Below are 25,299 nucleotides of genomic sequence, written 5' to 3' on the forward strand. Positions count from 1 at the left end.
CCTGCAATATGCGGGAGATCAAAGGAGCGTCCAACCCGATGGATCAAAAGCTAAAAATCGGAATCACCTGTTATCCGTCCCTCGGAGGATCCGGGGTTGTCGCAACGGAACTCGGCAAATTGCTGGCCGAACAGGGACATCAGGTTCATTTTATTGCGAACAGCATTCCGTTCAGATTAGGAAAGTTTCAGAAGAATATCTTTTATCATGAAGTAGAGGTTAACGATTATTACGTGTTTCGGTATCCTCCGTATGACCTGTCTTTAGCAACCAAGATGGCTCAGGTGGCAAAGGCTCAACAGCTAGACTTGCTACATGTGCATTATGCTGTACCGCATGCGGTATGTGCATTTCTAGCCAAACAGATGGTCGGAGACAATCTGAAAGTGGTTACAACCCTGCATGGGACGGATATTACGGTACTTGCTCAGGATGAATCGTTGAAAGATCTGATCCGTCTTGCGATCAATGAAAGTGATGCGGTAACAGCTGTTTCTCAGGATTTGATTCGGGAGACGGTTGAACTACTGGATATTCAGCGTTCGATTGACCTGACCTATAATTTTATTGATAAACGTGTTTATTATCCAAGAGATGCAGCGAGTCTGCGACGTGATTATGCTGCCCCTCATGAAAAAATACTGATGCACATCTCGAACTTTCGTCCAGTCAAGCGAACACAAGACGTAGTGGAAGTATTCCGTCAAGTTCAGGAGCAGGTTCCCGCGAAGTTGTTGTTTGTGGGTGAAGGCCCCGACTTGCCCAAAATTCAGTGTAAAATTAAAGAACTGGGCTTGAGTGAAAAGGTTCATTTCCTGGGTAGACAGGATGATGTGGCTCAGGTGATATCAATGGCCGACATTTTAATGCTTCCATCCGAGAAAGAGAGCTTTGGTCTAGTAGCACTTGAAGCGATGGCATGTGGTGTACCTACGATTGGTTCGCAGGCTGGCGGTATTCCGGAACTAGTATTGCATGGGAAGACAGGATTCCTCTCTCCGATCGGGGATACCAAATCTATGGCTGAGAATGCGATTCGTCTTCTGACGAATGAGCGTTTGGCTGCCGATATCCGGGAGGCTTGCCTTCATCGTGCACATCATGATTTCTGCAATGACTCCATTCGGCAGGAATATGAAAAGATATATTATCGTGTGCTTGGAAGAGAAATCCCCAGTCTCAATCCCGTTTGCGGTTAAGTGTGGGGAACCACAACTGGCAAGAGAAGAGGTGATATGTGGTGGTTCAATGGACACAAGCAGATGATGAAATGGCAAAACAAAGTGAGAATGTCCTTACTCGATTAAATGAACATGGCTTCGAGGCTTATTGGGTTGGCGGCTGTGTTCGGGATGAAATATTGGGGCGTGCCGTGGACGACATGGACATTACGACCTCTGCTTCTCCCGAGCAAGTTATGGCTCTCTTTGATGATTGTATTCCTACGGGATTACAGCATGGGACTGTGACGGTCCGCTCTGGTGGCTATTACTTTGAAGTGACGACCTTTCGGACAGAGTCGGAATATCAGGATAATCGTAGGCCTGCAGCAGTGCAGTTTGTTCAAGACATCAAGGAAGATTTAGAGCGGCGTGATTTCACCATGAATGCTCTTGCAATGGACGTGAAGGGAGCTATAGTTGATCCTTTTGGCGGACAAGTTGATATTAAACAAGAGCTTGTGCGTTGTGTAGGTCTGGCGGTTGAGCGTTTTGGTGAGGATGCTCTGCGTATGTTGCGCTGCGTTCGGTTCGCTTCCGTCTTTAATTTCAGGATTGCGTACAATACATGGAAGGGACTCGTTGATCAACGCGAACTGCTCCGGTATATTGCGATGGAACGTGTTCGTACCGAGATGGTAAAAATGATGGCAGGTCCTCATCCGCTCAAAGGATTGGAATTGTTATTTCGCAGCAGAGCGCTAGAATATGTCAAAGCACCAGTGGATTCTTCCAGGTTTAATAAAGATTTGTTAACTGGCTTGCAACATTTGGCAGGAGAACATGTGTTGCTTCGATGGTCGTGTGTGTTGCTGGCTGGTGGATACAACCAGGAAGAGGCAGACAAGTTATTGCGGCTGTGGACATTTTCCAACGAACAACGTGTTCGAATTACGGGTGTGCTTCAGATGGAGCACCTGGTGACTGATTTTGTGGAGCAGTGCGAAGATGATCAAGGGCTGCGGGAAAATTGGATTGTGTCCGTACTCCATTGTGGTGCTCAGGCGGCTAACGACTGGCTGCTCTTGCAAGAGCAATTGCCGAAACAGTGGCGTGAAGGTTCTGAACAGACACATGATCGACTCGTTAAAGTTCAAACTCTCGCGGCAGACTGGAGCCGATCCATGCCAGTCCACGCAATAAAAGAACTCGAAATCACTGGTGAACAGGTGTTGCAATTAGTGGAGCGCAAAGGTGGACCTTGGCTCGGACAACTCATGAAACATCTGCTCAGGGAAACGGCGATTGGAAATATAAAGAATCAGTATGAAACACTAAGTGCTGAAGTGAAACGGGTGGCTGCGAATGACCAAGCATGAGGACTTATTACATATGTTACTTCATGCTGACGGACAGTTTGTGTCGGGCGAGGAGATTAGCCGGCATCTGTCCATCAGCCGAACCGCCGTATGGAAACATGTCAATAAATTACGGGAGATGGGTTATGAGTTTGAAGCCGTTTCCCGTAAAGGGTACCGTCTGATCACGAGACCCGAAAGCATTGATGAGACAGCTCTCCAACTTGCTCTGAAGACGACGACATTTGGCCGTAAAGCGATCATGCTGTCCTCAACGTCATCTACACAGGCTGATGTTCTTAAGCTGGCAGAAGAGGGCGAGAGTGAGGGCGCGGTGGTTTTCGCTGAAGAACAGACTGGCGGCAGGGGGCGTTTCGGCCGCAAGTGGTTCTCCCCCCCTGGAAAAGGGATCTGGATGAGCGTGCTGCTACGCCCCGAATTACCGTTGCAACATACGCCCCAGCTTACCCTTATGACTGGTGTAGCTGTATGTCGAGCGATTCGAGCTTATACTGGTGCAGAGGCTGGCATCAAATGGCCGAATGACTTGTTGATTAATGACCGTAAGATATGTGGCATTTTACTTGAATCTGCGGTGGAAGATCATCAGGTTCGATATTGCATTGCGGGCATTGGCGTAGATGTAAATTTCGATTCTCAGGATTATCCGGAAGACTTGCAACAGATTGCCACCTCGATTCAGATTGAAACAGGGCAAGCTATTGATCGGACGGGGCTGGCAGCCGCTATTTTAACGGAAATGGAACATCTTTATTTTTTATATCAAAAAGAGGGATTTGGAGTTATATCTTCACTATGGGAAGCATTGTCCGTTTCGTTAAATCGAAAGGTGACTGTAACCAATCCTCACGGTGTGATTGAGGGAACAGCTGTAGGGCTGGACTCTTCGGGAGCACTGGTAGTTGAGAAGCAAGATGGGGTACGCGAACTGATCATATCTGGCGAAGTGACTTGGAAAAGCTGATATTTTGTCGAAAACTCTTGAATGATCTCGAACATAAGACGTGAACTTTGAGCAGAACTTTGGTATACTGTTTTCGTGAGGCGGTATCGGGCTGTAAAGACCGAGCTGCACTCCGATGAGCAGTAACCTTAGTTCTGCTTGATGCGTTTTACGTAGACAAGTAGGACAGCAATAGCAAGGAAAAAATGGAATAAGAACAAATGTGTTGTTGGATTCTGCTCTGAGCCGAAGAGGACCGAGACAGAAGGGACGATCGCAAGTGACTCTTTTTTGACTTTTCGGGACTTTTTAGTGGAAAACTAAAAGGTTTTTTTGTTGCGTTTAATTGAAAAGGTGAGAGGGGCACAAGACAAATGGCAAACAAACAAGCATTAAACATTGTGAAGATGAAAAAATACAAGCAAGATGGCATCCCGCTTAGCATGATTACAGCTTATGACTATCCAACTGCTCTGCTCGCCGAAGAAGCCGGCATTGACATGATTTTGGTGGGCGACTCTTTAGGTAATGTTGTCCTTGGTTATAACTCAACTTTGCCAGTCACGATTGATGATATGGTCTACCACACTCGGTCGGTTGTGCGTGGAGCGGAACACACGTTTATCGTTGCAGATATGCCTTTTATGACGTATCACGGTAGCGTTGATGAAACATTGAAAGGTGTTCGCCGGTTGATGCAGGAAGGTCATGCTCATGCGGTTAAAATGGAAGGCGGCGTTGAGATTGCAGAGACAGTCAAGGCTGTTGTGCAAGCAGGTGTGCCTGTGCTCGGACATATTGGATTAACACCACAATCGGTGAATCAGATCGGTGGTTACCGGATTCAGGGCAAGGATGCAGCAGATGCCAAACGTCTGATGGATGAAGCCAAAGCGCTTGAAGCCGCAGGGGCTTTCGGCATCGTGCTCGAGCTCGTGACGGAAGAAGTGGCCGAGGCAATCTCGAAGGAATTGTCGATCCCGACCATTGGCATTGGTGCAGGGCGGGGATGTGACGGTCAAGTGCTCGTTTTTCATGATGTGGTTCAATATGCTTCACCATACACGCCTAAACGATTTGTCAAAACTTATGGTGATGTAGGAAGCGTGATTCGCAGCAGTATTGAAACGTATGTAAAAGAAGTGAAGGATCGCTCCTTCCCGGCCGAAGAGCATGTTTTCAGTGCAGCGGATGGCGTGCTGGATGGATTGTATGGACAACGTAAAGAAAAGGTGGAAATTCGCTGATGAAAGTCATACGCACGATCACAGAGTTAAGACAGGAACTAAGCTTGATGCGAAAAAAGCAAGCGATCCATTCCGAAGAAACGATCGTTGGACTGGTGCCCACCATGGGATATCTTCATCAAGGCCATGCCAGTCTGATGAAAGCAGCGAGAGAACAGAGCCACATCGTTGTTCTAAGCATCTTTGTTAATCCGATACAGTTTGGCCCGAATGAAGACTTTGAAAGTTATCCGCGGGATGAACAGCGCGATCTTGAAACGGCTCGTGCTGAAGGGGTAGATATCGTATTTATTCCCTCGGTGGAAGAGATGTATCCCCAGTCGACGCAAACGACGATTGCAGTATCCGGGATTACAGAGCACTTATGTGGCGCATCCCGGCCAGGGCATTTTAACGGGGTGACTACCGTAGTATCGAAGCTGTTTAACATCGTGCAACCGCAGAAAGCCTTTTTTGGGATGAAGGATGCGCAGCAAGTGGCCGTTATTGAGCAAATGGTACATGATCTGAATATGCCAGTGGACATTATCCCTTGTCCTATCGTTCGTGAGCAGGACGGTTTGGCGCTCAGCTCTCGTAATGTCTATTTGAGCGCAGAGCTACGTCAGGAAGCTTTGGTCTTGTCTCAGGCACTGCGCGCCGCACAGGAGTCGGTGGAGATTAGAACAGCCGTTACAGCGAAAGACATTCGTCGTCTGCTTCATGAACATATTGGCAAATCTGCGCATGCTGTCATTGATTATGCCGAGATTCAGGCTTTTCCAAGTCTGGAGCCTCTTGCAGACCAAGAGGAATTGAATGCATATGATGATCTGCTGATTGCACTAGCCGTGAAATTTGGGAAAACAAGATTGATTGATAATATACGTATTCAAAAAATGGAGGTGCTGTCCCATGTTTAGAACTCTAATGAAATCCAAGATTCACCGTGCTACGGTAACGGAAGCCAACTTGAACTATGTGGGTAGCATTACCATTGATGAAGACCTTATGGAAACTTCGGATTTAATGGAAAATGAAAAAGTGCAAATTGTGAACAATAACAACGGAGCAAGGCTGGAGACTTATGTCATTCCAGGACCTCGCGGCAGTGGCGTCATCTGTCTGAACGGTGCTGCCGCTCGTCTTGTACAGCCTGGAGATACAGTCATTATCATTTCTTATGCCATGATGTCACAGGAAGAAGCGAATACGCATAAACCTACCGTGGTGTTTGTGGACAGTCAGAACAAACCGGTTCAGACGATGAAGAAAGAAGTTCACGCCACGATCTTGTAATCGACTGGGAAGGGGAATGAAATCGGCCTATCCAGCAAAAAATGAGTACAGGTCACTGCACTAATTCATTTTCCAAGGGTGGGGATGCATCGATGTTCCAGCATGTTTTCGCCGAAATGAACGACATGTTAGATGAAATTATCAAGAGCTATCCTTCCGCTGAAGGTCTGAACAAACAGGAGCTGCAACAAAAATGGAATTTGCTCAAACGAATGAGTGACGGGATGCTGGATGAATGGCTAATGTTTGAAGAAAAGATGAGTCAGATTCGGGAAAGGGAGCTGGACAAACCGGCTTCACTTGAGCCGGAGCAGGAAGCAGTGACAGCTTTGCCTGAACTTCATCTTGAATGCTTCAGCCGCGGCCAAGGATATTTCAAGCTACAAATGTATCCGCAGGCTATTGATCAATTCTTACGGGTTGTGAACGATTACCCGGATAGTGCCTTAGCCCGTTTTTATCTGGCACTCGCACACTTAAGTCTGGAGCAGATTTATGAGTCTGAAACCCATTTACAGCAGATTATGCTACTTAAGGGATCAGCAAGACTCAAAGGCCTTGTATGTAATGCTCTGGGCTGTATCCAAGCGAAGCTCTCCAATCCAGAAGCAGCATGCTCCCTGTTCGCACAGGCCCTTCAGTATGACCCGACGTTGACCGAACCTCTGTACAACATGGAAGTTTGCAGGCTGAACAGAGGTAAACTGCAATACGCAAACCAGCTAGGGTGTGTCTGAAAATCTGCACTTGCACTTCAGTCTGTTTCAAGACATGCCCAAATTGCCCTGAATTGAAAAAGACATTTGGCAACAAAAGAACGGTGTTTCCTCCTTTGACATAGCGGCGGAAACACCGCTTTTTTGTCAGTTAATTTTCAAATGTCCTTTTTTTTGCTATGCTGTAACATAGACTGGAATGGAAGGGATCGTATATTGCAATGAAATTTGCCGTTTTGGATTTCGAAACAACCGGCACGCAGTCCGACGGTGAGATCATACAAGCCGGACTTGCCATCATAGACCATGACTTCAGCATAACTCAAATATATAGTTCTTATGTAAATCCGGGTGTTCCAATTCCGCCATTCATCACTGGGTTGACCGGAATTACAGAAGAAGATGTCGCGGATGCTCCATCTCTTGAAGAGATGATGATGGAGATGGTACCGCTTCTTGACGATGTGGTTCTGGTGGGCCATAACGTAGCATTCGATTTTCATTTTTTACAGAATGCACTTGATCGATGTGGATATTTACCGTTTACAGGTCGTATTCTGGATACGATTGATTTCTTGAAAATAACTTTTCCTTCGTTGGGTTCATACCAGCTTGGTTATGTATCAGCCGAATTTGGATTTGAACATGACCGGCCCCATCAGGCTGACAGTGATGCACTGGCAACAGCTCATGTTTTGCTCAAATGTCTCGATGAACTAAGAGAGCTGCCGTTAATTACAATTCAGCGGCTAAGCGACCTGTTTGCACCAGAAGACAGTGATCTGGGATGGTTTTTCGACGGACTACGTGCAGAAAAGGAAGCAGAACCGATTCAGGACCTGGATGGGCATACCTATTATCGTCAGCTGGCGCTTAACGTTAGTGACTGGACGGAAATTGGAGCTCCTCGGGATGAAAGAGAAGCGAATCCGCTGGACGGTGTGACCTTTGATCAGTTTATGGATCAGGTGCGCGCCAACCTCAAAGAGACACTGGATCATTATGAAGAGCGTGAAGCACAGACACAGATGTTTGGCAGTGTACGGCAGGCACTGGATGAAGAGAAACATCTTTTGCTGGAAGCCGGAACGGGAACAGGGAAATCCTTGGGATATTTGTTACCTGCTATTTATGAAAGTGTAAAACAAGAACAGAAGGTGATGGTAAGCACTCACACCATTAACTTGCAAGAACAACTGCGCGAACGAGATATTCCGATGCTGACGCAGGTAGTTCCTTTTCCGTTCAAAGCTTCCGTGTTCAAGGGGAGAGGCCATTATCTCTGTCTACGCAAATTCGAACACAAAATCAACAAACGTGAATTTGCTACGCCGAAAGAGGACTACTTCACGGCAGCACAGATGATTGTGTGGCTCACACAAACCGAAACGGGTGACGATGAAGAATTGAACCTTAGTGCACGCGGAGGAGATTTCTGGGAAACGGTGCAGAGCGAGTCCGAGTCTTGTCTCGGTAGATCCTGTCCGTGGTTCCGCAAGTGCTTCTATCATCGTGCGAAACATGAGGCAGGACTTTCTGACATCGTGATTACCAATCACTCCAAACTGTTTACAGACGTGAAGGCTGCTCATCAGCTGTTGCCAGCTTATGAAAGTCTGGTCATTGATGAGGCGCACCATCTTGAAGATGTAGCGGGTAAACACCTTGGGCTTCACATGAAGTATTTTACGCTCGTACACACACTGACCCGTTTGTTTAAAGATAGTCGTAACGGTCAGCTCCCAATGCTCCGCTCCCAGTTGTCAGGGCACGAGAACGGTGTACAATGGGGTTCAATGGTGGATCAGATGTTTCCCCTTGCCGTTGAAGTGAAGGAAATGTGGGATCGTCTGAGCGATGCTCTGTTTGGTCTTCTGCCTGAACGGAGTGATGCTTCTCCAGGGGAGACCGGACAGTTCTCGCTGCGGCTTAAAGCGTCTCAGAAGCCTGCCAAGTGGCAGGAGTTGCAGGATTTGGAGAACCAGATCTATGTGACATTGGGTGATTTGGTTCGTAAGGGTGACAAACTGTTGCTCGAAGTAAAAGAAGATCAGGATGATTATCAGTCCGACAGTCTGATCACTGATATCACCGGGCTCTTGAAAGATCTGACGACGATGAAGGAGAATTTAAGATTCTTCATGCGTATGGATGATGCCAAGACCGTGTACTGGATGGAGGCCAGCGGACAGTTCCGTAGCAAGTCACTCCAGCTATACGCTGTTCCGGTGGATGTTAGCGCGCAATTGAAAGAGATGTTTTTCGATAAAAAGAAAAGCGTTGTGCTTACATCGGCTACGCTGTCGGTGGATAAGTCATTCCAGTTCATGATTGAGCAACTGGGTTTGCAGGAAGCTGCCGACAATAATCGGCTTCTGACCTCGATGCTACCTTCCCCATTCAATTATCGGGAACAAGCTTTGTTAGTAATCCCGCGGGATTTCCCGAGTTTGAAGGGGAGCGTAGGGGACGCGCACTTTGTACAGATGCTGGTGCACTCTCTTGCTGAGACGGCGATTGCAACTCAAGGACGTATGATGGTGCTGTTTACCTCTTATAAAATGCTTCGACAAGTCTATGAACCACTGAAAGAGGCTTTGTCCGGGAATGACATCTCGCTACTGGGGCAAGGTGTTGACAGCGGGAATCGTTCGAAGTTGACCCGACGCTTCCAGGATGCCAAAGCAGCAGTCCTGCTGGGTACGAGTAGCTTCTGGGAGGGCGTCGATATTCCGGGTGAAGCGCTGACCTGTCTTGCGATTGTGAGACTGCCTTTCCAGCCGCCTAACCATCCGCTTCTGGAAGCGAAGAGTGAACTGTTACAAGAGCAGAAGAAAAATCCATTTATGAAGCTTTCTGTGCCACAGGCAGTCATTCGCTTCAAGCAGGGGTTCGGCAGGCTTGTTCGGACAGGCAAAGATCGCGGAATCGTCATTGTGTATGATACGCGTGTAATTGAAGCTTATTACGGCAAGTACTTCCTGTATTCGCTACCTGGACCAAAGATGGAGCATATGCTGACAGAACAGATGGTTCCCCGTATTGCTGAATGGTTAGATCGACCTGCAGAAACTCAAAAATAATTACGATGTAAAGCTATAACATTGCATTGGACTTCACCATGGCGTTAAACTTTGAAGAAGACTTCACAAAGTTCGAACAGGGCAGCGCTTTAATGAACTTATATTCCTAATAATTCGGGCATTCTGTATGAGGACATCATGCATGGATATTGCATGTATACAGAATGCTCATCTTTTCAATATTTATTTAATCGTGGCGATGGTAAGGGGGAGCAAGGATGAAATCGGATAAAATATCAGAAGCGGTAGTACGGCGTCTGCCTGTATATTTGCGTTATTTAAACGAGTTGGTTCAGCGTGAGGTGACAACGGTTTCCTCGCAGGAGCTAGGACAGCGACTGGATTTGAATCCAGCTCAAATCCGTAAAGATTTAGCTTATTTCGGTGATTTTGGTCGTAAAGGAATCGGGTATGATGTGTCTTACCTGATCGAGAAGATTCGTCACATTTTGAAAATTGATCAGCAAATTAATGTGGCTCTGGTAGGGGCCGGTAATCTCGGACATGCCTTATCGAATTATAATGCTTATTTGAAGGACAATATGAAAATTGTCGCTATTTTTGATGCGTTTGGGCCTAAGATTGGCAGTAATATTAATAGCCTGACGGTCAAACCTATGGAAGAACTTACAGAAGCGGTTCAGAAAGATAACATCCGTATCGGGATCATCACGGTGCCGGACACGGAAGCTCAGAATGTTGCCGATCAACTGATTGAATCGGGTATTGAGGCGATTCTGAATTTTGCGCCGACGATTCTAAAGACGCCTTCACATGTGCGGATTCATCATGCGGACTTTACAACGGATTTGCTCAGTTTGGCTTATTATTTGGAGAACGGGAAGGAAGATGAGCTTGATGACAACAACGAATAAATGGGTAATCCAAAATGGTAAATTTGCTGTAAATGAAGGTGCCAATTGGACTGTGATTCAAGGGTATATGGTCGTTGAAAATGACAAGATTGTGCATATTGGTGAGACGCTTCCGGATGGTGACGAGAACCTGCCTAAAGTGGATGGAAAAGGACTGCTCTTCCTGCCGGGTCTGATCAATACGCATGGTCATGCGGCAATGTCTCTGCTTCGAGGTCATGGTGATGACCTGGCATTGCAAGTGTGGTTACAAGAAAAAATGTGGCCAATGGAAGCCAAAATGACTTCTGAGGACGTGTATTGGGGAGCATCCCTTTCGGTGCTTGAGATGTTAAAAGGCGGAACAACAGCTTTCCTGGACATGTATGACCACATGGATCAGGTAGCAAAAGTGGTTGAACAGTCAGGAGCAAGAGCTGCGCTGGCTCGCGGTGTCATTGGACTGTGCTCCGAAGAAGAGCAGATGCGAAAGCTCGAAGAGTCCGCTGCGTTTGCGCGTGAATGGAATGGACAGGCGGATGGACGCATCACAACCGTAATCTCTCCGCACGCGCCTTACACATGCCCTCCAGATTACATAGAGAAGCTTGTTCAAGTTGCGCATGATCTAAACCTGCCTCTCCATACGCACATGTCAGAGACGCTTCGTGAAGTGGAGCAGAATGTATCAGATTATGGCATGCGTCCAGTGGCACATTTGGAGAAGCATGGCTTTTTCTCACGTCCTTCACTCGTAGCGCATGCTGTGCATCTCAACGATGAAGAGATCGAGATCTTGGCACGTCATGATGTCGCTGTATCCCATAATCCGGGTAGTAATTTGAAGCTTGCATCGGGTGTAGCTCGTGTTCCCGCTTTGTTGAAAGCAGGAGTTACTGTATCTTTAGGAACAGACGGACCGGCAAGCAACAACAATCTCGATATGTTTGAGGAAATGAGACTTGCAGCTTTAATTCATAAAGGAGTATCCGGTGATCCTACCGCCGTACCTGCCGGGGAAGCGTTGCTTCTTGGAACAGCTTACGGTGCGAAGTCCATCTTCCTGAACGATACTGGAGTTTTGAAAGTTGGTAAAAAGGCTGATTTTATTGCACTCAACATTGAACAGGCTCACTTCTATCCACACACGGATTTGATTTCACATGCAATTTACTCGGCTTCGGCGAAAGATGTGGAACATGTATGGGTAGATGGCAAACAAGTCGTAAAACATGGTGAATGTTTAACACTGGATGAAGAGCGCATTTTGCGGGAATCCCAGTTGGCCTTTGATCAATTGCTTGCGCGTTAAGAGGCAACTTCAATGCGCACTTTTAGGGAAAGGAAGTTCAACTCTTGAAGAAAAAAAAGAAGTGGATATGGATATCGCTGCTCATTCTCGTTCTGATCTTGATTGGGCTTCAGCGATATTACGTCTATGTCACGCAGGATCAGCGGCAGGAAGAAGCATTGGCGATTGAATCGGCACAGAACCAGCTGGGCATTACAGCACCTGATGAACTGCGGAAGTACGTGTGGGGCGAAAAGAGTGGCGCTGACAACATATACTGGACGATGACAGCTAAAAACAAAGATAATCAGGACATTATGGTCTGGGTCAAGTTTGATAATAATAATCAGCCTGTACAAGGCGCGGCAGGTGTGCACAGTGAGTTATTGCAGAACGGGATGTCCGAAACGCAGATTCGCAACCGTTTCAGCTCAGATGTTCCAGGCGGTGAGATCAAACGGATCATGCCAGGTGTTGTGAACAATATCTATGTGTGGCAAGTGTACTATAACGATGATACGCATAACTATTATCGCTTTTACCGATTTAGCAACGGAGAACAAGTCGATCTGGTATATACTTTACCGAACAGCTAACTTCATACTTCTTCTTCTACTATGATGATGAATAGAACGGTCAATTCATAGATAGTTGCACATAACAATAAGCCAAAAAACCGGCAGACGGGATACCGACTGAACCGGTTTTTTGGCATTCCAACCATTGAACATCAAATGAAATAGTTAAAATTATTAATTTATTCATATTTTCGCCTTCGAAATTGTATATACGATGTGATATACTCAGATATGTACTGGAGTTAACGAACAACGCAAATAAATCTGCAATAAACGTTGCAGACATGATGTACAGCTAAATATACAAGCCTGTAGATTAAGGACGGGCTCATTTTGGGAGGGGTAATTCATTTGAAGCTGAAAGTATTGCCTATTGTTCTGACCGCCGTAGTTTCTGCCGTCCTGTTGTTTGGAGGTTGGTTCATATACCGTCAAGTAGCCGTACAGAGTCCGATTGAAAAGATGGTTACTCAGTACGAAGGTGTTAATAGCGTTCAGTTAACTATTAACCGCAATGATGTACAAATGAAACTTGATTTAAAGCCAAATGTAGATTTAGGTAGACTGGTGCAATATATTCATAGAGAAGGACAGAACCTGATCGGCTCCCGAGCGCTCAAACTGGATGTCGTAGACCACTCCAATGAGGCGCTTGAAAACTGGTGGGGAGATGCCATGTTTACCGTAGCCCAAGCGATGGAGAACAAACAATACGCCGAGATTACTCCGACGTTGTCCAAGATGGCTACAGGAGGAATTCAAGTCAATACGGCGATGGATGACAACAATGTTTATGTAAGTCTGCGAGACGGAGAAGCCAGCAAGTTTATTATACTGCCGCGTGTACCCGGTCAGATAGGAGTGTGGCCTAATGCCTAAATGGACAAAAGAAGCAGCCATAGGAATTGTCCCCGTTGTTATCATTTTTCTTGCTTTTATCGGTGTAAATATTGTTCCGATTCTGATCGCAGCATTGTTGGTTGGTGGGTTGTTATTCATGATGCAGATGCGCGGCGGGATTACGGTAGGTGCTGGACAAGAGCGTAAACGGAAGAAAAAAGGACCTTCAAAACTGACGTTCGAAGAAATTGGAGGTCAGGACAGTGCCAAGCAGGAATTAAGAGAGGCGCTTGACTTTCTGATCCGTCATGAAGAAATACAGAAGTTTGGGATAAGGCCAATGAAAGGTATTTTGCTGACTGGTCCTCCGGGAACAGGGAAAACGTTGATGGCTAAAGCCGCGGCTCACTACACGGATTCGGTATTCGTAGCTGCATCAGGCAGTGAGTTTGTTGAAATGTATGTCGGTGTAGGTGCCAGCAGAATTCGGGATTTGTTTAAGGATGCCAGAACACGGGCAGCGAAGGAAAACAAGGAAAATGCGATCATTTTTATTGATGAGATTGATGTGATCGGTGGTAAACGTGAAGGCGGACAGCAACGTGAGTATGATCAGACCTTAAATCAATTGCTGACGGAGATGGATGGTATCTACACATCCGATACGCCTAGAATATTGCTGATTGCAGCTACCAACCGTAAAGAGATGCTCGATAGTGCACTGACACGTCCAGGGCGCTTTGACCGTCATATTCAGGTGGATTTACCAGATAAAAAAGGTAGAAAACACATCTTGGAGCTACATGCAGTGAACAAACCACTTACACAAGGCGTGAGCCTGGAAAAAACAGCGGAAGAGTCTTACGGTTTCTCAGGCGCACAGCTCGAAAGTGTCATGAATGAAGCAGCGATCTACGCGATGCGTGAGGGCTTAATGACCATCGAACAGCGTCATTTATCTCTTGCGATTGACAAAGTGATGATGGGTGAGAAAACCGATCGTGAGTCGAGCGTTGAGGAAAAGAAGAGAGTGGCCATTCATGAACTCGGACATGCCATTATGGCTGAGCTTGTGCGTCCAGGGAGCGTAAGCCAGGTAGCCCTTAGTCCGCGTGGACAGGCACTTGGGTACGTGCGTCATAACCCGCAACAGGAGCAGTTTCTGTATACGAAACGTTTTCTGGAGGAGCAGATCATGATTGCACTGGGTGGTGCAGCCGCCGAAGAAATGTACTATGGTGGTCGTTCTACAGGTTCACGCAATGACTTTGAACAAGCGACGAATGTTGTACAGACGATGATGGCTTCCGGTTTGACGTCACTCGGGATTGTAAATATGGATATGGTCACTACCGAAGAACTGATGAGAGAAAATAAAGTTATTCTTCAGGAACTGATGGAGCAGACGAAACGCCGGCTTGAAGAGCAACGGTCAATTTTCGACAATTCACTCGACATTCTGATGCGTGAGGAAGTTTTGTCAGGAGAACAATTTCGTTGTCAATTTCGTGACAGTGCACGTTTACCAGCATAATTTCTTTATGCTGGTTATTTTTTTTTACATTTCAGTCGTGCTAAGATATTATTAGTTGTTGGGTCGAAATTTGTAATTTTCGGCGAACAGGGTACAATAGAGAAATAGAGAACCGAAAGGATGGAGCAGAACCATGTTTTTCAAAAAAATAGGAGTTGTCGGCGGCGGTACGATGGGGCAAGGAATTTCCCAGATGCTCGCAGCCAAAGGACTTGATGTGCTTCTAGTGGAGCATACGACTAAGAAGCTTGATCATGCATATGACATGATTGAAACTAATTTGGATAAACAGCTCGAGAAATGGGCGATTACCAAAGCGGAGAAGAAATTGATTCTCTCCCGTATTACGAAAGTAGCGCACTTGGCTGAACTAGGCTCTTGCGATATGGTTATTGAAACGATCTCGGAAGATCTGGAAGCTAAAAAAGCAGTCTTTAATCAATTGGATCAGGTATGTCCAAGCAATGTGATTTTGGCAAGTAACACGTCCACGCTGAGTTTGACCGAGCTTGCAAGCTCGACCAAGTACCCGGAGCGTGTTATTGGTATGCACTTTATTCACCCGGTATCCCGGGTTGATCTTGTTGAGATTATTCGTGGTCTGAAAACATCCGATACAACATTCGAAGAAACTCGCCGCTTTGTTGAAGAAGTCGTAGACAAAAAAGGCGTTATGATCTATGAATCCCCTGGATTTGTAACCTCCCGTCTGATCTGCTTGCTGATCAACGAAGCGCTTCATGTCCTGCAAGAAGGTGTAGCTTCTGCTGAGGACATCGATGATGCAATGCGTATCGGTTATAATTTCCAACATGGACCGCTTGAAATGGCTGACCGTTTCGGACTGGATTCCGTTGAGGCAGCTCTCGAAAGAATGTTCCGTGAATTCGGAGAACTGAAATATCGTCCTTCGATTGTCCTGAAAAAAATGGTGCGTGCAGGTCATCTGGGCGTGAAAACAGGAGAAGGATTCTTCAAGTACGACAAGGATGGTGACCGTCTGTGAATATACTCGTAATTAACGCGGGGAGTTCCTCGCTCAAATATCAATTGTACAACATGGAAGATGAATCGGTACTTGCAAAAGGTCTGGTAGAGCGGATCGGGATGGATTCTTCCATTCTGACACATAAACCGACTGGCCGTGAGGAAGTTACGGAAGTTAGTGAGATTCTGGAACATACGACTGCGATTCGTAAAGTCATTGATTTGTTGACACACAAGGAACACGGCGTGGTTGCTTCTGTTAGTGAAATTCAGGCTGTAGGTCACCGTGTAGTACACGGCGGTGAAGCGTTTAAAGAATCTTCACTGGTAGACGACGCTGCAAAAACCGAAATCCGTCGTTTGTTTGACTTAGCTCCGCTTCATAACCCGGCAGCAATGATGGGTATCCGTGCGGCGGAATTGAATATGCCAGGTGTGCCTCAGGTAATGGTGTTTGATACAGCGTTCCACCAAACGATGCCTGAACATGCTTATCTATATGCTATTCCACGTGTACTTTACAAAAAATACAAAGTACGTCGTTACGGCGCCCATGGTACCTCCCATGATTACGTAAGCAAAGCGGCAGCCGAGTATCTCGGTCGTCCGGTGGAAGACTTGAAAATCATCACTTGTCACGTAGGTAACGGTGGTAGTGTAACTGCTGTTAAAGGCGGCGTATCCGTGGATACATCGATGGGTATGACTCCACTTGAAGGTCTGATGATGGGAACGCGTAGTGGTGACCTTGATCCAGCGATTGTTCCTTATGTTATGAACAAGGAAGAACTTAGCGTAAGCGAAGTTAGCTCCATGTTGAACAAACACAGTGGACTTCTGGCGATTTCCGGGATCAGCAGTGATATGCGTGAAATTACAGAAGGCATGGAAAAAGGCGAGCCGAATTCGACGCTGGCTTTTGAAATGTATGAATATCGTTTGCGTAAATACATCGGTTCTTATGCTGCAGCGATGAACGGTGTAGACGTGATCGTATTTACAGCAGGTGTGGGTGAAAACTCCGTTGTTCTTCGTCAGAAAGTATGTGAGCAATTGACATACCTCGGAGTTGAACTAGATGAAGCATTAAATGCAATCCGTTCCGGCGAGCCACGCCGCATTACAACTGAAAATTCAAAAGTGGACGTTCTCGTCGTACCTACGAACGAAGAATTGGTCATCGCACGAGATACACATCGAATCGTATTGAATTCTAAGTAATCTAACTGTAAAGTAAATACAGGATGACAATGAAGTGCAGAGGGCAGGTGCGAACCTGTCCGCTGCATTTTCAAATTTATGGAATCAAGGGGAGATATGGGCATGGATACGAATTGTGTAATTCGTAATGTGAATGAGCACGTGGGTGAGACAGTTACCATCGGCGCTTGGATTAATAACAAACGCTCCAGCGGTAAAATTCAGTTTTTGCAACTTCGTGATGGAACTGGATATATTCAAGGTGTAGTGGTTAAGAGTGAAGTTAGTGAAGACATCTGGAATGATGCCAAAAGCCTGACCCAGGAAAGCTCTGTCTACGTGACAGGTATTATCCGTGAAGAGCCACGCAGTACGTCCGGGTATGAGATGACCGTTACTGGCGTGCAAATCATTCACCTCACGGAAAACTATCCGATCACACCGAAAGAGCACGGTGTGGATTTCTTGATGGATCATCGCCATCTGTGGCTTCGTTCCACTAAACAACGTGCGGTAATGGTGATCCGTGCGGAGATTATTCGTGCTGTTCAGCAGTTTTTTGATGGTAACGGATTCACACAAGTGGACCCTCCGATCCTGACACCTTCATCTGCTGAAGGAACAACCAACCTGTTCCATATCAAATATTTTGATGAGGATGCGTATCTGACACAAAGTGGACAATTGTACATGGAAGCCGCAGCGATGGCGCTTGGTAAAGTATATTCCTTCGGTCCGACCTTCCGTGCAGAGAAATCCAAAACTCGCCGTCACCTGATTGAGTTCTGGATGATTGAGCCGGAGATGGCATTTGTCGATCACGAGGAAAGCTTGCGCGTACAAGAGAAATTCATCGCACATGTTGTTCAATCCGTGGTGAAAAATTGCCGAGCTGAGCTCGAGTCTATCGGACGTGACGTCTCCAAACTGGAAGGCATTACAGCTCCGTTTCCCCGTATTACGTATGACGAAGCGATTGAGTTCCTGAATGGACAAGGCTTTGACATTCCTTGGGGCGAAGATTTCGGTGCACCACATGAAACAGCGATTGCGGAAAAATACAATACTCCTGTATTTATTACGCATTACCCAGCTGGAATCAAAGCATTTTACATGAAACCAGATCCAAATCGCCCTGAAGTTGTTCTGTGTGCAGATATGATTGCGCCGGAAGGTTATGGCGAGATCATTGGTGGATCACAGCGTATCGATGATCCAGAACTGATGCAACAGCGTTTTGAAGAGCACAACCTTTCGGATGAAGCGTACCAATGGTACCTGGATCTGCGTAAATACGGATCGGTTCCTCACTCCGGTTTCGGTCTGGGATTGGAGCGCACGGTAGCTTGGATCTGTGGACTTGACCATGTTCGTGAGACTATTGCATTCCCTCGTATGCTCTATCGTCTGTACCCTTAATGCTTAACGGAAAAGAGTATATGGAAGACGCGTCCTCCAAAGCCTGGTTAAGCGGTGCAGCTTACGGTATGGCTTCAGGTACTGCTCAACTACCGTATGCCTTATTACGTTTTTATCATCAGCTTGGATTGTCCGATACTGAGGTTCTGCTTCTCATTCAATTACTGGGCTTCCGTCAGGCGGAATTCAATGAATTTCCAACCCTTGAAGAGCTTGCTACACGAATGGGACTTGCTCCTGAAGGCATTGCCAGAATGTTGCAGCGTCTGATGAGGGATGGATACATTACGATAGATGAGCATCGGGACGAAGAACGGGATATTCAGTATGAACGTTATGACCTGCACGGCTTGTATGCCAAGCTTGCGATGTGTACAGCGGAAGATGCAGCTCATGCCCGGTCAGAACAACAAAAAGCCAATACTTCACGTCCAGATTCGAACAGTGTTCAAAAAGAAGAGGAAGAGCGAAATATGTTCTCTATTTTTGAAAAAGAATTTGGTCGTCCTCTCTCGCCAATGGAGTGTGAAACGATATCCAGCTGGCTGGATCAGGATCGCTATCAGGAAGAACTTATTCTGATGGCTTTGAAGGAAGCGGTATTTGCAGGAAAAGTGCATTTCAGGTACATCGACCGAATTTTGCTGGAGTGGAGCAGGAATCGTGTTAAAAATGTACAGGATGCCAAAGCGTATACGCAACGTTTCCGCAATGGCGGACGTTAAATTAAATAAACAGGCCAGAATTCATTCTGTGCCTGTTTTTTGATATTATTTTGCTCCATAATATACTTCTTATTAGCTTTATATAAATCTATAACTTCAATACCCCAAGGGAGACTAATTATAAAAAGTTAATAAAAATTGCAGGGGTCAGTTGACCAGTCGTCGTCTATAGAATTGGAGAGGAGGGGAGAGTTATTGACGAAGCGCTCGTAATTGAACAAATCCGTCAAGGGGATGCATCTCAAATGCGTGTTCTGATCGACAAATACAGTCAGCATGTCTATCATGTGGCGTATTCTGTCTTACGTAACGATCAGGATGCACAGGATGCCGCTCAGGAGGCGTTCATTCAGATTTATAAATCTCTCCCCGACTATCGATCCGAAGGGTTTAAGACGTGGATTACACGGATTGCTTTTCACAAGGCTATTGATGCCAAACGCAAGCTGGGCAGACGGAGTGCTGAAGATCTGGGCGGAGATGAAATGGTAGTTAATCTGCCTGGACGGGATGAAGACGTTTTAGCCCGTGTCATTCGTGAAGAACGGCAGGAGAAACTTCGTGAGCGGATTAATCAGCTGCCTGCCCAGCACCGGGATATTATTACCGCTTATTATCTGAGCGAGAAAAATTATGAGCAAATTGCCCATGAGGCTCAGGTTGCTGTAAAAACGGTTGAATCAAGGTTATACCGGGCTAGACAGTGGATTCGAAATCATTGGAAGGAGGAAGAGTGGCGTGAGTAAAAAAGAAATGTATACCATCCAGCAATGGACGGATTATATCGAAGGCCGAATCAGCGGCAAACAGGCGATTCTGATGGAGCAGTTTCTTCTGAATGAACCAGATGCAATGCAAGATTATCTTGAAGCTTTAGATATGGAGCGAAACTGCCCTGCATTACCGAATTCAGCGGATTTTACCGACTCCGTCATGAAGCGAATTGAGAGTATGGCGCCCGATGGCAAGACACGACATTCTAGAGGTGAACGAAACCGCCGATGGTTTGAACATAGAGTATTTCACTACGCTGTAGCAGCCTGTTTAACATTGATTTTTCTCTCTTCCGGACTGTTTGACAAGGTGGCTCCTTATCATAAATTCCAAGAAGGTGACACTTCAGGCTCATTTACCGAGAAATGGACTGAGGCAGCTACCTCATGGCTGGATAATTTCAAACCCAAACCTTGATTGGTTTCACATGGCCTGAATAGAAAGGATGACGACTGTGCATTCAGATCGTAATAAATTACTTGCATTTTTATTAAATCTGTTCCCTGGGCTTGGGTTCCTCTATTGGCGGCGAACGGCCCGAGCTGTAGTTTACCCGTTATTATTTTTTGGAACGGGCATTGGTTTTGTCATGCTGACCTATTTGGTCGGTGATAAGGATCTACTAGTCTTTGGATTATTAGGTGTGATCTTTATCTGGTGTCTCAGTATGCTAGACATGATTATTGTGTTGCTCTCTGCACCTTCCGTCCGAGAAATGCATTACAATGGACAAGGTATGCATTATGGTCATCCTGAACATCATCAAGGTTCAACCTATCCAGAGGGTGAGGGTTATGTTAGAGAACAAGGACCAATGGGGGCTATAAATCAGAACGACATGCATCGCCAGGGTGCTGAGGGTGAGCATGAATATGGCGGATTTCCTGGTGGGGCAACCTATACGGGACCTCACCCCATGTACCGTAAGGGAAGTGAAGGGGAGCGTTTTTTCACCATTTTGCTTTCATTTGTGCCTGGTCTTGGACATTTACATCTTGGATTGCTTCACCGGGGCTTATCCTTTTTGATCGCGTTTTTTGGTTCATTCGCCATGATGGTGTTCGTATCCGCCATTACAAACGAATCTATATTTTTGATGTTTTTGCTCATTCTGCCTGTAATCTGGGTGTACTGCATGTTCGATGCGGTCCAGCATGTACATCGCAAGCAGGCTGGTGAAGTGTTACAGGATCGAACGTTATTTGAAGAGCTCGAGACAGGCAGAATTATGGGCAAGCGCAGCAAAGTGCTGGCCACACTGCTCTCCGCTTTTCCGGGTGCGGGGCATATGTATCTCGGATTGCAAAAAAGGGGTCTGCAACTTATGTTTTTGTTCCTTGGTAGCATCTACATTCTGGACCTGCTTCGTTTATCTGTGTTCCTGTTTATGATTCCACTGATCTGGTTCTATAGCTTCTTTGACGGACTTCAATGCTCAAGTCGGTATGGACGTGAACCGCTTAATGATCAGCCGGTCTTCAAAGACTGGGTTCGACATCAGCGTTTTATCGGAATGGGAATCGCGGCTCTCGGTTTGTACTATTTAACGATCCGCCTGATTATTCCGCAATTAAACGAGATGTTTCCGAATGTGTTCCTGACGTATGAGATTCGTTCGTATTTGAACACGGTTATCGTTTCCTTTTTGCTCATCTTTGGTGGGTTAAAGTTGTTATTTGGAAAACAGCGTGAGTCTACTGCTGAGGCATCGATGGCCAATGCAAACCACACGAAGGATGATGAATTGGAAAGTCTCTTTTTATTCAAGGATCGAGATAAACGATGATTCGTTTACAAGAAACAGTATAAAAAGCAAAACACACCAGGACTGATCTCAAGCCGCTGGTGTGTTTTTTTAATAATCTATTTTTGTGCGCCTTTCAGCAAAAGCTGACGGTACATCACTTCGAACAAAAATTCAAAAGCTTCCAGATGACGTTTCGCCTCAAAAGCATCCTTACCCCACGCATAAATCCCGTGGTTACGCAGCAGAATTCCAGGAACATTAGCGTCTAGTGCACCCGGTACCAATTCAGCGATGGAAGGAATATGTGCGAAGTTGGGCAGAACAGGAACACGAATGGCTGCATTTTCTTCCCAAATGTTAAAGGCTTTGATCAATTCAATACCTTGAATCGGCACATGACCATCTTCACCGAAAAATTCGCTGATGAGGTTGTTAAACACCGTATGCACATGGAATACCGCGCCACAACCGGTTAAACGATAGATTTCACAGTGAATCAACGTTTCGGCGCTCGGCTTCAACGTAGTCGCTTCGATCGCTTTGCCTTCCTTATCAACAAAAAGGAAATCTTCCGGCGTACGCAGGGACTTGTCTTTGCCTGAGGCGGTCACCGCAAAATAAAATTGTTCCGGGTCGAATTCACCTACCCGCATTGAAAGGTTGCCACTTGTGCCTGGAAACCAGTTTCGGCTTGCGAACAATGCTTTGACATCCGCCAGTTCTTCCAGAACCTGACGTTTATGTTCCAGTGTAATCTTTTCAAAACCCATCTTTACAGCACTCCTTGTAATTGCTTCTGCTTCATATCTTCGATGATGTCATAAAAGGTCGTAAATGGCACATGATCTACACCAAGTTCTACACATTTGTCCGTCAGAATGGAGCGGGAGTAGACCAGATCAGCGATTTTAGCTCCTTCGAAGTCTGTTAGACTGTCTCCGATCAGAATCCGGTTATACTGTTCTTCCGGAAACGTACGAATTACGGTCGTTTTACACATCCCGCAGCCGTTGTTGCAAGGGGGCTGACAGGGATGCGGCCATTCAATGCGAATGTGTTCACCGGAGAAATCTGCACCGTTACAGTATACATGATCCTGCGGAATGTCGAAGGGGGCGAGTAAGGGCTCAATGAAGAAGTCCATGCCACCGCTGGTCACATTAAATTCGATGTCCTCACTGCGAACATACTCCAGAAATGCTTGGAATCCTTCACGAATGCCTGCTTGTCCAAGAACAAATTCAACAATTTCATCTTTTTGCGAGGAAGGCAAGAGAGCAAACATGGCTCCCACCCCTTCGCGAAGAGATATTTTTTGTTCAATCGTGTCTTTCATGATGGCATCGATGCCTGCTGGTTTGAAGTGTTTCATAATGGCGACAATGTTGTCTGAGAGCGTAATGGTTCCATCAAAATCACAGAAAATTGCTGTTTTCTTATCTGATCTCATCGTTCTCCACCCCACAGATCAAGTGCGCTTTTCAGCTCTGGGTGATCGGTAGCATATTCGGCTAGTGGAATGGAGCGCCCAGCGGCTTCAATGGCTTGCAGGAACGCACGTCCACCAGCTTCGGTTCCCATCGGATGTCCATGAATTCCGCCCCCGGCATTGACGATCACATCCTTGCCGAAGTCTCTCAGAATCATCGGAACAAGTCCTGGATGAATTCCTGCTGAAGGCACGGGCATACTTGTTCTTACAGGTAGATCAGATGTGAGCAATTGCTCAGTGATCGCCATATTTTCTTCCTTCGGCATCGTAACCGAACCGTAAGGTGAAGGGAAGAGCACGAGATCAGCACCGGCGAGACGCATCAACTGTCCCAATACAACAGACGCAGAAATACCGTAATGCGGTGATGGATACAAAGCACCGGCAAGTGCCGGGTGAGCCATGATTGGCACGTTAATGTCAGGATCACTGCTTAGTTCATGCAACACATCATAACCATAGGAGAGCACGTTGAAGAGTAACGCATTCGCACCTGCACTGATCGCACGTTCAGCTTGTTGTTTCAAACGGGAGGTAGGTCCCGTCAAATTGGTGGCGTACAGAAGTTTTTTGCCTGTTTCTTGGCGAGCCTGTTCGGCAGCCTTCATGCAGACCTCAACTCTTTTTTCAATCGGTGTAAGCTTGTTCTCAAACAGGATTTCATCGTCTTTGATCAGATCAACGCCCCCAAGAGCCTGACGGATAAACTGCTCCCGCAGTTCTTCTGCATTCAGTCCAATAACCGATTTGAAAATACTCATCAGCAAAGGACGATCATGAACTCCAAGCAGATCCCGCACACCGCTCAGCCCAAACTTCGGTCCCGGGAAAGCGCGCAAGAAGTTATCTGAAAATCCGAGATGATTCAGCTTGATGCGTCCGTCCATCGAGATTTTGCCAAAAACGGTGACAAGCAAAGCCGGGATATCTTGACTAAAGTTAATATCCGGGTATCCAATGGTGATATCTGCATAACGTTCTCCAGGTGCTAATCCTTCCGCTTCGTGTACCTCGACCTTGATCACTTCACCAAGATGTTTTTGCATGGCTTCCCGCTGCGCCTGAGGTAGCTCCGTCCAACTGCCCACGGTCATACCTATGGCAATCGATTGAGCTTTTTTGTGAAAATCGGCATGATCATCATGCAGACGATATGTGGCAGTGCACATGTTATTCATGTTTTAAATCTCCTTCCAACGCAGCTCCCATCTCGCGAGAACGTTCTGCACAGCGGCTCACGGCCGCAATGACATTTTCAAAGAAGTCCCCTTCATCCAACGTTTTCAGAGCTGCCTGTGTTGCACCTCCAGGCGAGGTTACATCACTGCGCAGTTTCATCGGTTCCATGCCCGTCTGTTGCACCATGCGCGCTGCACCAAGCACCGTCTGAACGGTTAGATCACGAGACTGTTGACCAGACAATCCGCCGCGGATTCCGGCTGCAATCATGGCTTCCATTAGGTAGTATACATAAGCAGGTCCGCTGCCGGAAATACCCGTAAGCACTTCGAGTTTGTCTTCTGGCACAATCGTTACGATGCCTACAGCTTCGAAAAGGGACATGACTGTACTACGCTGTTCATCGGTAATCTCCGCAGAGAAAGCAAGTCCAGTGGCACCAAGTCCAATGGTGCTGGAGGTGTTAGGCATCGTTCTTGCAATCGGCTGTTTGCGGCCAAGCAGGCTCTGCATCGTACGGATCGATAGTCCAGCTATAACGGATACGATTAGCTGGTTTGGGGACAACAGGGGTCCCAGTTCACGAAGCGCCGCAGCGGCATCTTTGGGCTTCATACACAGCACAATCACAGGGGAAGAGGAAAGGATATCCATTGATTTTGAGGCTGTTCCGGTATGCACGGCATAACGGGTGCTCAGTTCCTCCTGACGTTTCAAGTTGCTGCGATTCAGCATCGTAATATCCTGAGGACGAACGACAAGGCGGGAAATGAGCCCACGCACGATGGCTTCAGCCATCGCACCTGCTCCGTGGAAAGTAATCTTTTGTTGTAGTAGTGTCTGTTGCTCTTGGCTCATGTATATCGTTCCTCC

24 protein-coding genes are annotated in these 25,299 nt (G+C 46.5%); 20 read left to right on the forward strand and 4 right to left on the reverse strand.

Translation table 11 applies throughout. The annotated features are described in order from the left end of the window. Positions 1 to 38: 38 nt before the first annotated feature. The 20 genes from bshA (at position 39) to H7T88_RS09245 (ending at position 21,794) form a co-directional block, all read left to right on the forward strand. Positions 39 to 1,199, forward strand: coding sequence for an N-acetyl-alpha-D-glucosaminyl L-malate synthase BshA (bshA, locus tag H7T88_RS09150; protein ID WP_221788200.1), 1,161 nt, complete (start codon positions 39 to 41; stop codon positions 1,197 to 1,199). Between the two features lie 41 nt (positions 1,200 to 1,240). Then, positions 1,241 to 2,539 (forward strand): CCA tRNA nucleotidyltransferase, encoded by a 1,299-nt coding sequence (locus tag H7T88_RS09155; protein ID WP_154957567.1) that lies wholly within the window; start codon positions 1,241 to 1,243, stop codon positions 2,537 to 2,539. Next, a complete protein-coding gene (locus H7T88_RS09160) occupies positions 2,526 to 3,503 on the forward strand; it encodes a biotin--[acetyl-CoA-carboxylase] ligase (protein WP_154957566.1) in 978 nt (325 codons plus the stop codon). The genes H7T88_RS09155 and H7T88_RS09160 overlap by 14 nt, the downstream gene beginning before the upstream one ends. A 353-nt stretch (positions 3,504 to 3,856) precedes the next feature. Further along, positions 3,857 to 4,729: a 3-methyl-2-oxobutanoate hydroxymethyltransferase gene (gene panB, locus H7T88_RS09165; protein WP_090917158.1), complete on the forward strand. Its 873-nt coding sequence runs from the start codon at positions 3,857 to 3,859 to the stop codon at positions 4,727 to 4,729. Between the two features lie 47 nt (positions 4,730 to 4,776). Next, positions 4,777 to 5,631 carry a pantoate--beta-alanine ligase gene (gene panC / locus H7T88_RS09170; RefSeq protein ID WP_423246129.1) on the forward strand — a complete coding sequence of 285 codons (855 nt, stop codon included), beginning with the start codon at positions 4,777 to 4,779 and terminating at the stop codon, positions 5,629 to 5,631. Further along, complete coding sequence (panD, locus tag H7T88_RS09175; protein ID WP_090917154.1) at positions 5,624 to 6,007, forward strand: aspartate 1-decarboxylase; 384 nt, start codon at positions 5,624 to 5,626, stop codon at positions 6,005 to 6,007. The genes panC and panD overlap by 8 nt, the downstream gene beginning before the upstream one ends. A 41-nt stretch (positions 6,008 to 6,048) precedes the next feature. Further along, a complete protein-coding gene (locus H7T88_RS09180; RefSeq protein WP_312027597.1) occupies positions 6,049 to 6,744 on the forward strand; it encodes a tetratricopeptide repeat protein in 696 nt (231 codons plus the stop codon). A 200-nt stretch (positions 6,745 to 6,944) separates the two neighbouring features. Next, positions 6,945 to 9,806, forward strand: coding sequence for an ATP-dependent DNA helicase DinG, 3'-5' exoribonuclease type (dinG, locus tag H7T88_RS09185; protein ID WP_221788202.1), 2,862 nt, complete (start codon positions 6,945 to 6,947; stop codon positions 9,804 to 9,806). A gap of 218 nt (positions 9,807 to 10,024) precedes the next feature. Further along, on the forward strand, positions 10,025 to 10,681 hold the full coding sequence (locus H7T88_RS09190; RefSeq protein ID WP_221788203.1) for a redox-sensing transcriptional repressor Rex: 657 nt from the start codon (positions 10,025 to 10,027) through the stop codon (positions 10,679 to 10,681). Next, on the forward strand, positions 10,665 to 11,972 hold the full coding sequence (locus H7T88_RS09195) for an amidohydrolase (protein ID WP_221788204.1): 1,308 nt from the start codon (positions 10,665 to 10,667) through the stop codon (positions 11,970 to 11,972). The genes H7T88_RS09190 and H7T88_RS09195 overlap by 17 nt, the downstream gene beginning before the upstream one ends. Positions 11,973 to 12,016: 44 nt before the next feature. Beyond that, positions 12,017 to 12,547: a hypothetical protein gene (locus H7T88_RS09200; RefSeq protein ID WP_221788205.1), complete on the forward strand. Its 531-nt coding sequence runs from the start codon at positions 12,017 to 12,019 to the stop codon at positions 12,545 to 12,547. A 333-nt stretch (positions 12,548 to 12,880) separates the two neighbouring features. Next, positions 12,881 to 13,408: a hypothetical protein gene (locus tag H7T88_RS09205; RefSeq protein ID WP_090917144.1), complete on the forward strand. Its 528-nt coding sequence runs from the start codon at positions 12,881 to 12,883 to the stop codon at positions 13,406 to 13,408. Beyond that, positions 13,401 to 14,903, forward strand: coding sequence for an AAA family ATPase (locus H7T88_RS09210; protein ID WP_221788206.1), 1,503 nt, complete (start codon positions 13,401 to 13,403; stop codon positions 14,901 to 14,903). The genes H7T88_RS09205 and H7T88_RS09210 overlap by 8 nt, the downstream gene beginning before the upstream one ends. A gap of 133 nt (positions 14,904 to 15,036) precedes the next feature. After that, a complete protein-coding gene (locus H7T88_RS09215) occupies positions 15,037 to 15,909 on the forward strand; it encodes a 3-hydroxyacyl-CoA dehydrogenase family protein (RefSeq protein WP_123066052.1) in 873 nt (290 codons plus the stop codon). Then, on the forward strand, positions 15,906 to 17,111 hold the full coding sequence (locus tag H7T88_RS09220) for an acetate/propionate family kinase (RefSeq protein ID WP_154890595.1): 1,206 nt from the start codon (positions 15,906 to 15,908) through the stop codon (positions 17,109 to 17,111). Before H7T88_RS09215 ends, H7T88_RS09220 begins: the two co-directional genes overlap by 4 nt. A 102-nt stretch (positions 17,112 to 17,213) precedes the next feature. Continuing rightward, positions 17,214 to 18,509: an asparagine--tRNA ligase gene (gene asnS, locus H7T88_RS09225; protein WP_221788208.1), complete on the forward strand. Its 1,296-nt coding sequence runs from the start codon at positions 17,214 to 17,216 to the stop codon at positions 18,507 to 18,509. After that, positions 18,509 to 19,234 (forward strand): DnaD domain-containing protein, encoded by a 726-nt coding sequence (locus H7T88_RS09230; RefSeq protein WP_260510800.1) that lies wholly within the window; start codon positions 18,509 to 18,511, stop codon positions 19,232 to 19,234. The genes asnS and H7T88_RS09230 overlap by 1 nt, the downstream gene beginning before the upstream one ends. 245 nt (positions 19,235 to 19,479) lie before the next feature. Further along, the gene (locus tag H7T88_RS09235) at positions 19,480 to 19,980 is read left to right on the forward strand and encodes an RNA polymerase sigma factor (RefSeq protein WP_090917132.1); all 501 of its coding nucleotides are present in this window, start codon (positions 19,480 to 19,482) and stop codon (positions 19,978 to 19,980) included. Continuing rightward, a complete protein-coding gene (locus tag H7T88_RS09240) occupies positions 19,973 to 20,425 on the forward strand; it encodes a hypothetical protein (RefSeq protein ID WP_154890594.1) in 453 nt (150 codons plus the stop codon). The genes H7T88_RS09235 and H7T88_RS09240 overlap by 8 nt, the downstream gene beginning before the upstream one ends. A 37-nt stretch (positions 20,426 to 20,462) precedes the next feature. After that, on the forward strand, positions 20,463 to 21,794 hold the full coding sequence (locus H7T88_RS09245; RefSeq protein WP_423246127.1) for a multi-tm2 domain protein: 1,332 nt from the start codon (positions 20,463 to 20,465) through the stop codon (positions 21,792 to 21,794). A gap of 77 nt (positions 21,795 to 21,871) precedes the next feature. Here H7T88_RS09245 and H7T88_RS09250 read toward each other — a convergent pair whose 3' ends face one another. Genes H7T88_RS09250 through proC form a run of 4 tightly spaced genes read right to left on the reverse strand, consistent with a single transcriptional unit; the run spans position 21,872 to position 25,284 of the window. Continuing rightward, on the reverse strand, positions 21,872 to 22,525 hold the full coding sequence (locus H7T88_RS09250) for a methylthioribulose 1-phosphate dehydratase (RefSeq protein WP_090917127.1): 654 nt from the start codon (positions 22,523 to 22,525) through the stop codon (positions 21,872 to 21,874). A 2-nt stretch (positions 22,526 to 22,527) separates the two neighbouring features. Continuing rightward, positions 22,528 to 23,205, reverse strand: a complete 678-nt coding sequence (locus tag H7T88_RS09255) for a 2-hydroxy-3-keto-5-methylthiopentenyl-1-phosphate phosphatase (RefSeq protein WP_154957556.1) — start codon at positions 23,203 to 23,205, stop codon at positions 22,528 to 22,530. Then, positions 23,202 to 24,425, reverse strand: coding sequence for a 2,3-diketo-5-methylthiopentyl-1-phosphate enolase (locus H7T88_RS09260; RefSeq protein WP_186811617.1), 1,224 nt, complete (start codon positions 24,423 to 24,425; stop codon positions 23,202 to 23,204). Before H7T88_RS09260 ends, H7T88_RS09255 begins: the two co-directional genes overlap by 4 nt. Further along, positions 24,418 to 25,284: a pyrroline-5-carboxylate reductase gene (gene proC / locus H7T88_RS09265; RefSeq protein WP_186811616.1), complete on the reverse strand. Its 867-nt coding sequence runs from the start codon at positions 25,282 to 25,284 to the stop codon at positions 24,418 to 24,420. Before proC ends, H7T88_RS09260 begins: the two co-directional genes overlap by 8 nt. Positions 25,285 to 25,299 lie beyond the last annotated feature (15 nt).

It is taken from the genome of Paenibacillus cucumis (ex Kampfer et al. 2016), assembly GCF_019748695.1.
Classification (GTDB): Bacteria; Bacillota; Bacilli; order Paenibacillales; family Paenibacillaceae; genus Paenibacillus; species Paenibacillus polysaccharolyticus.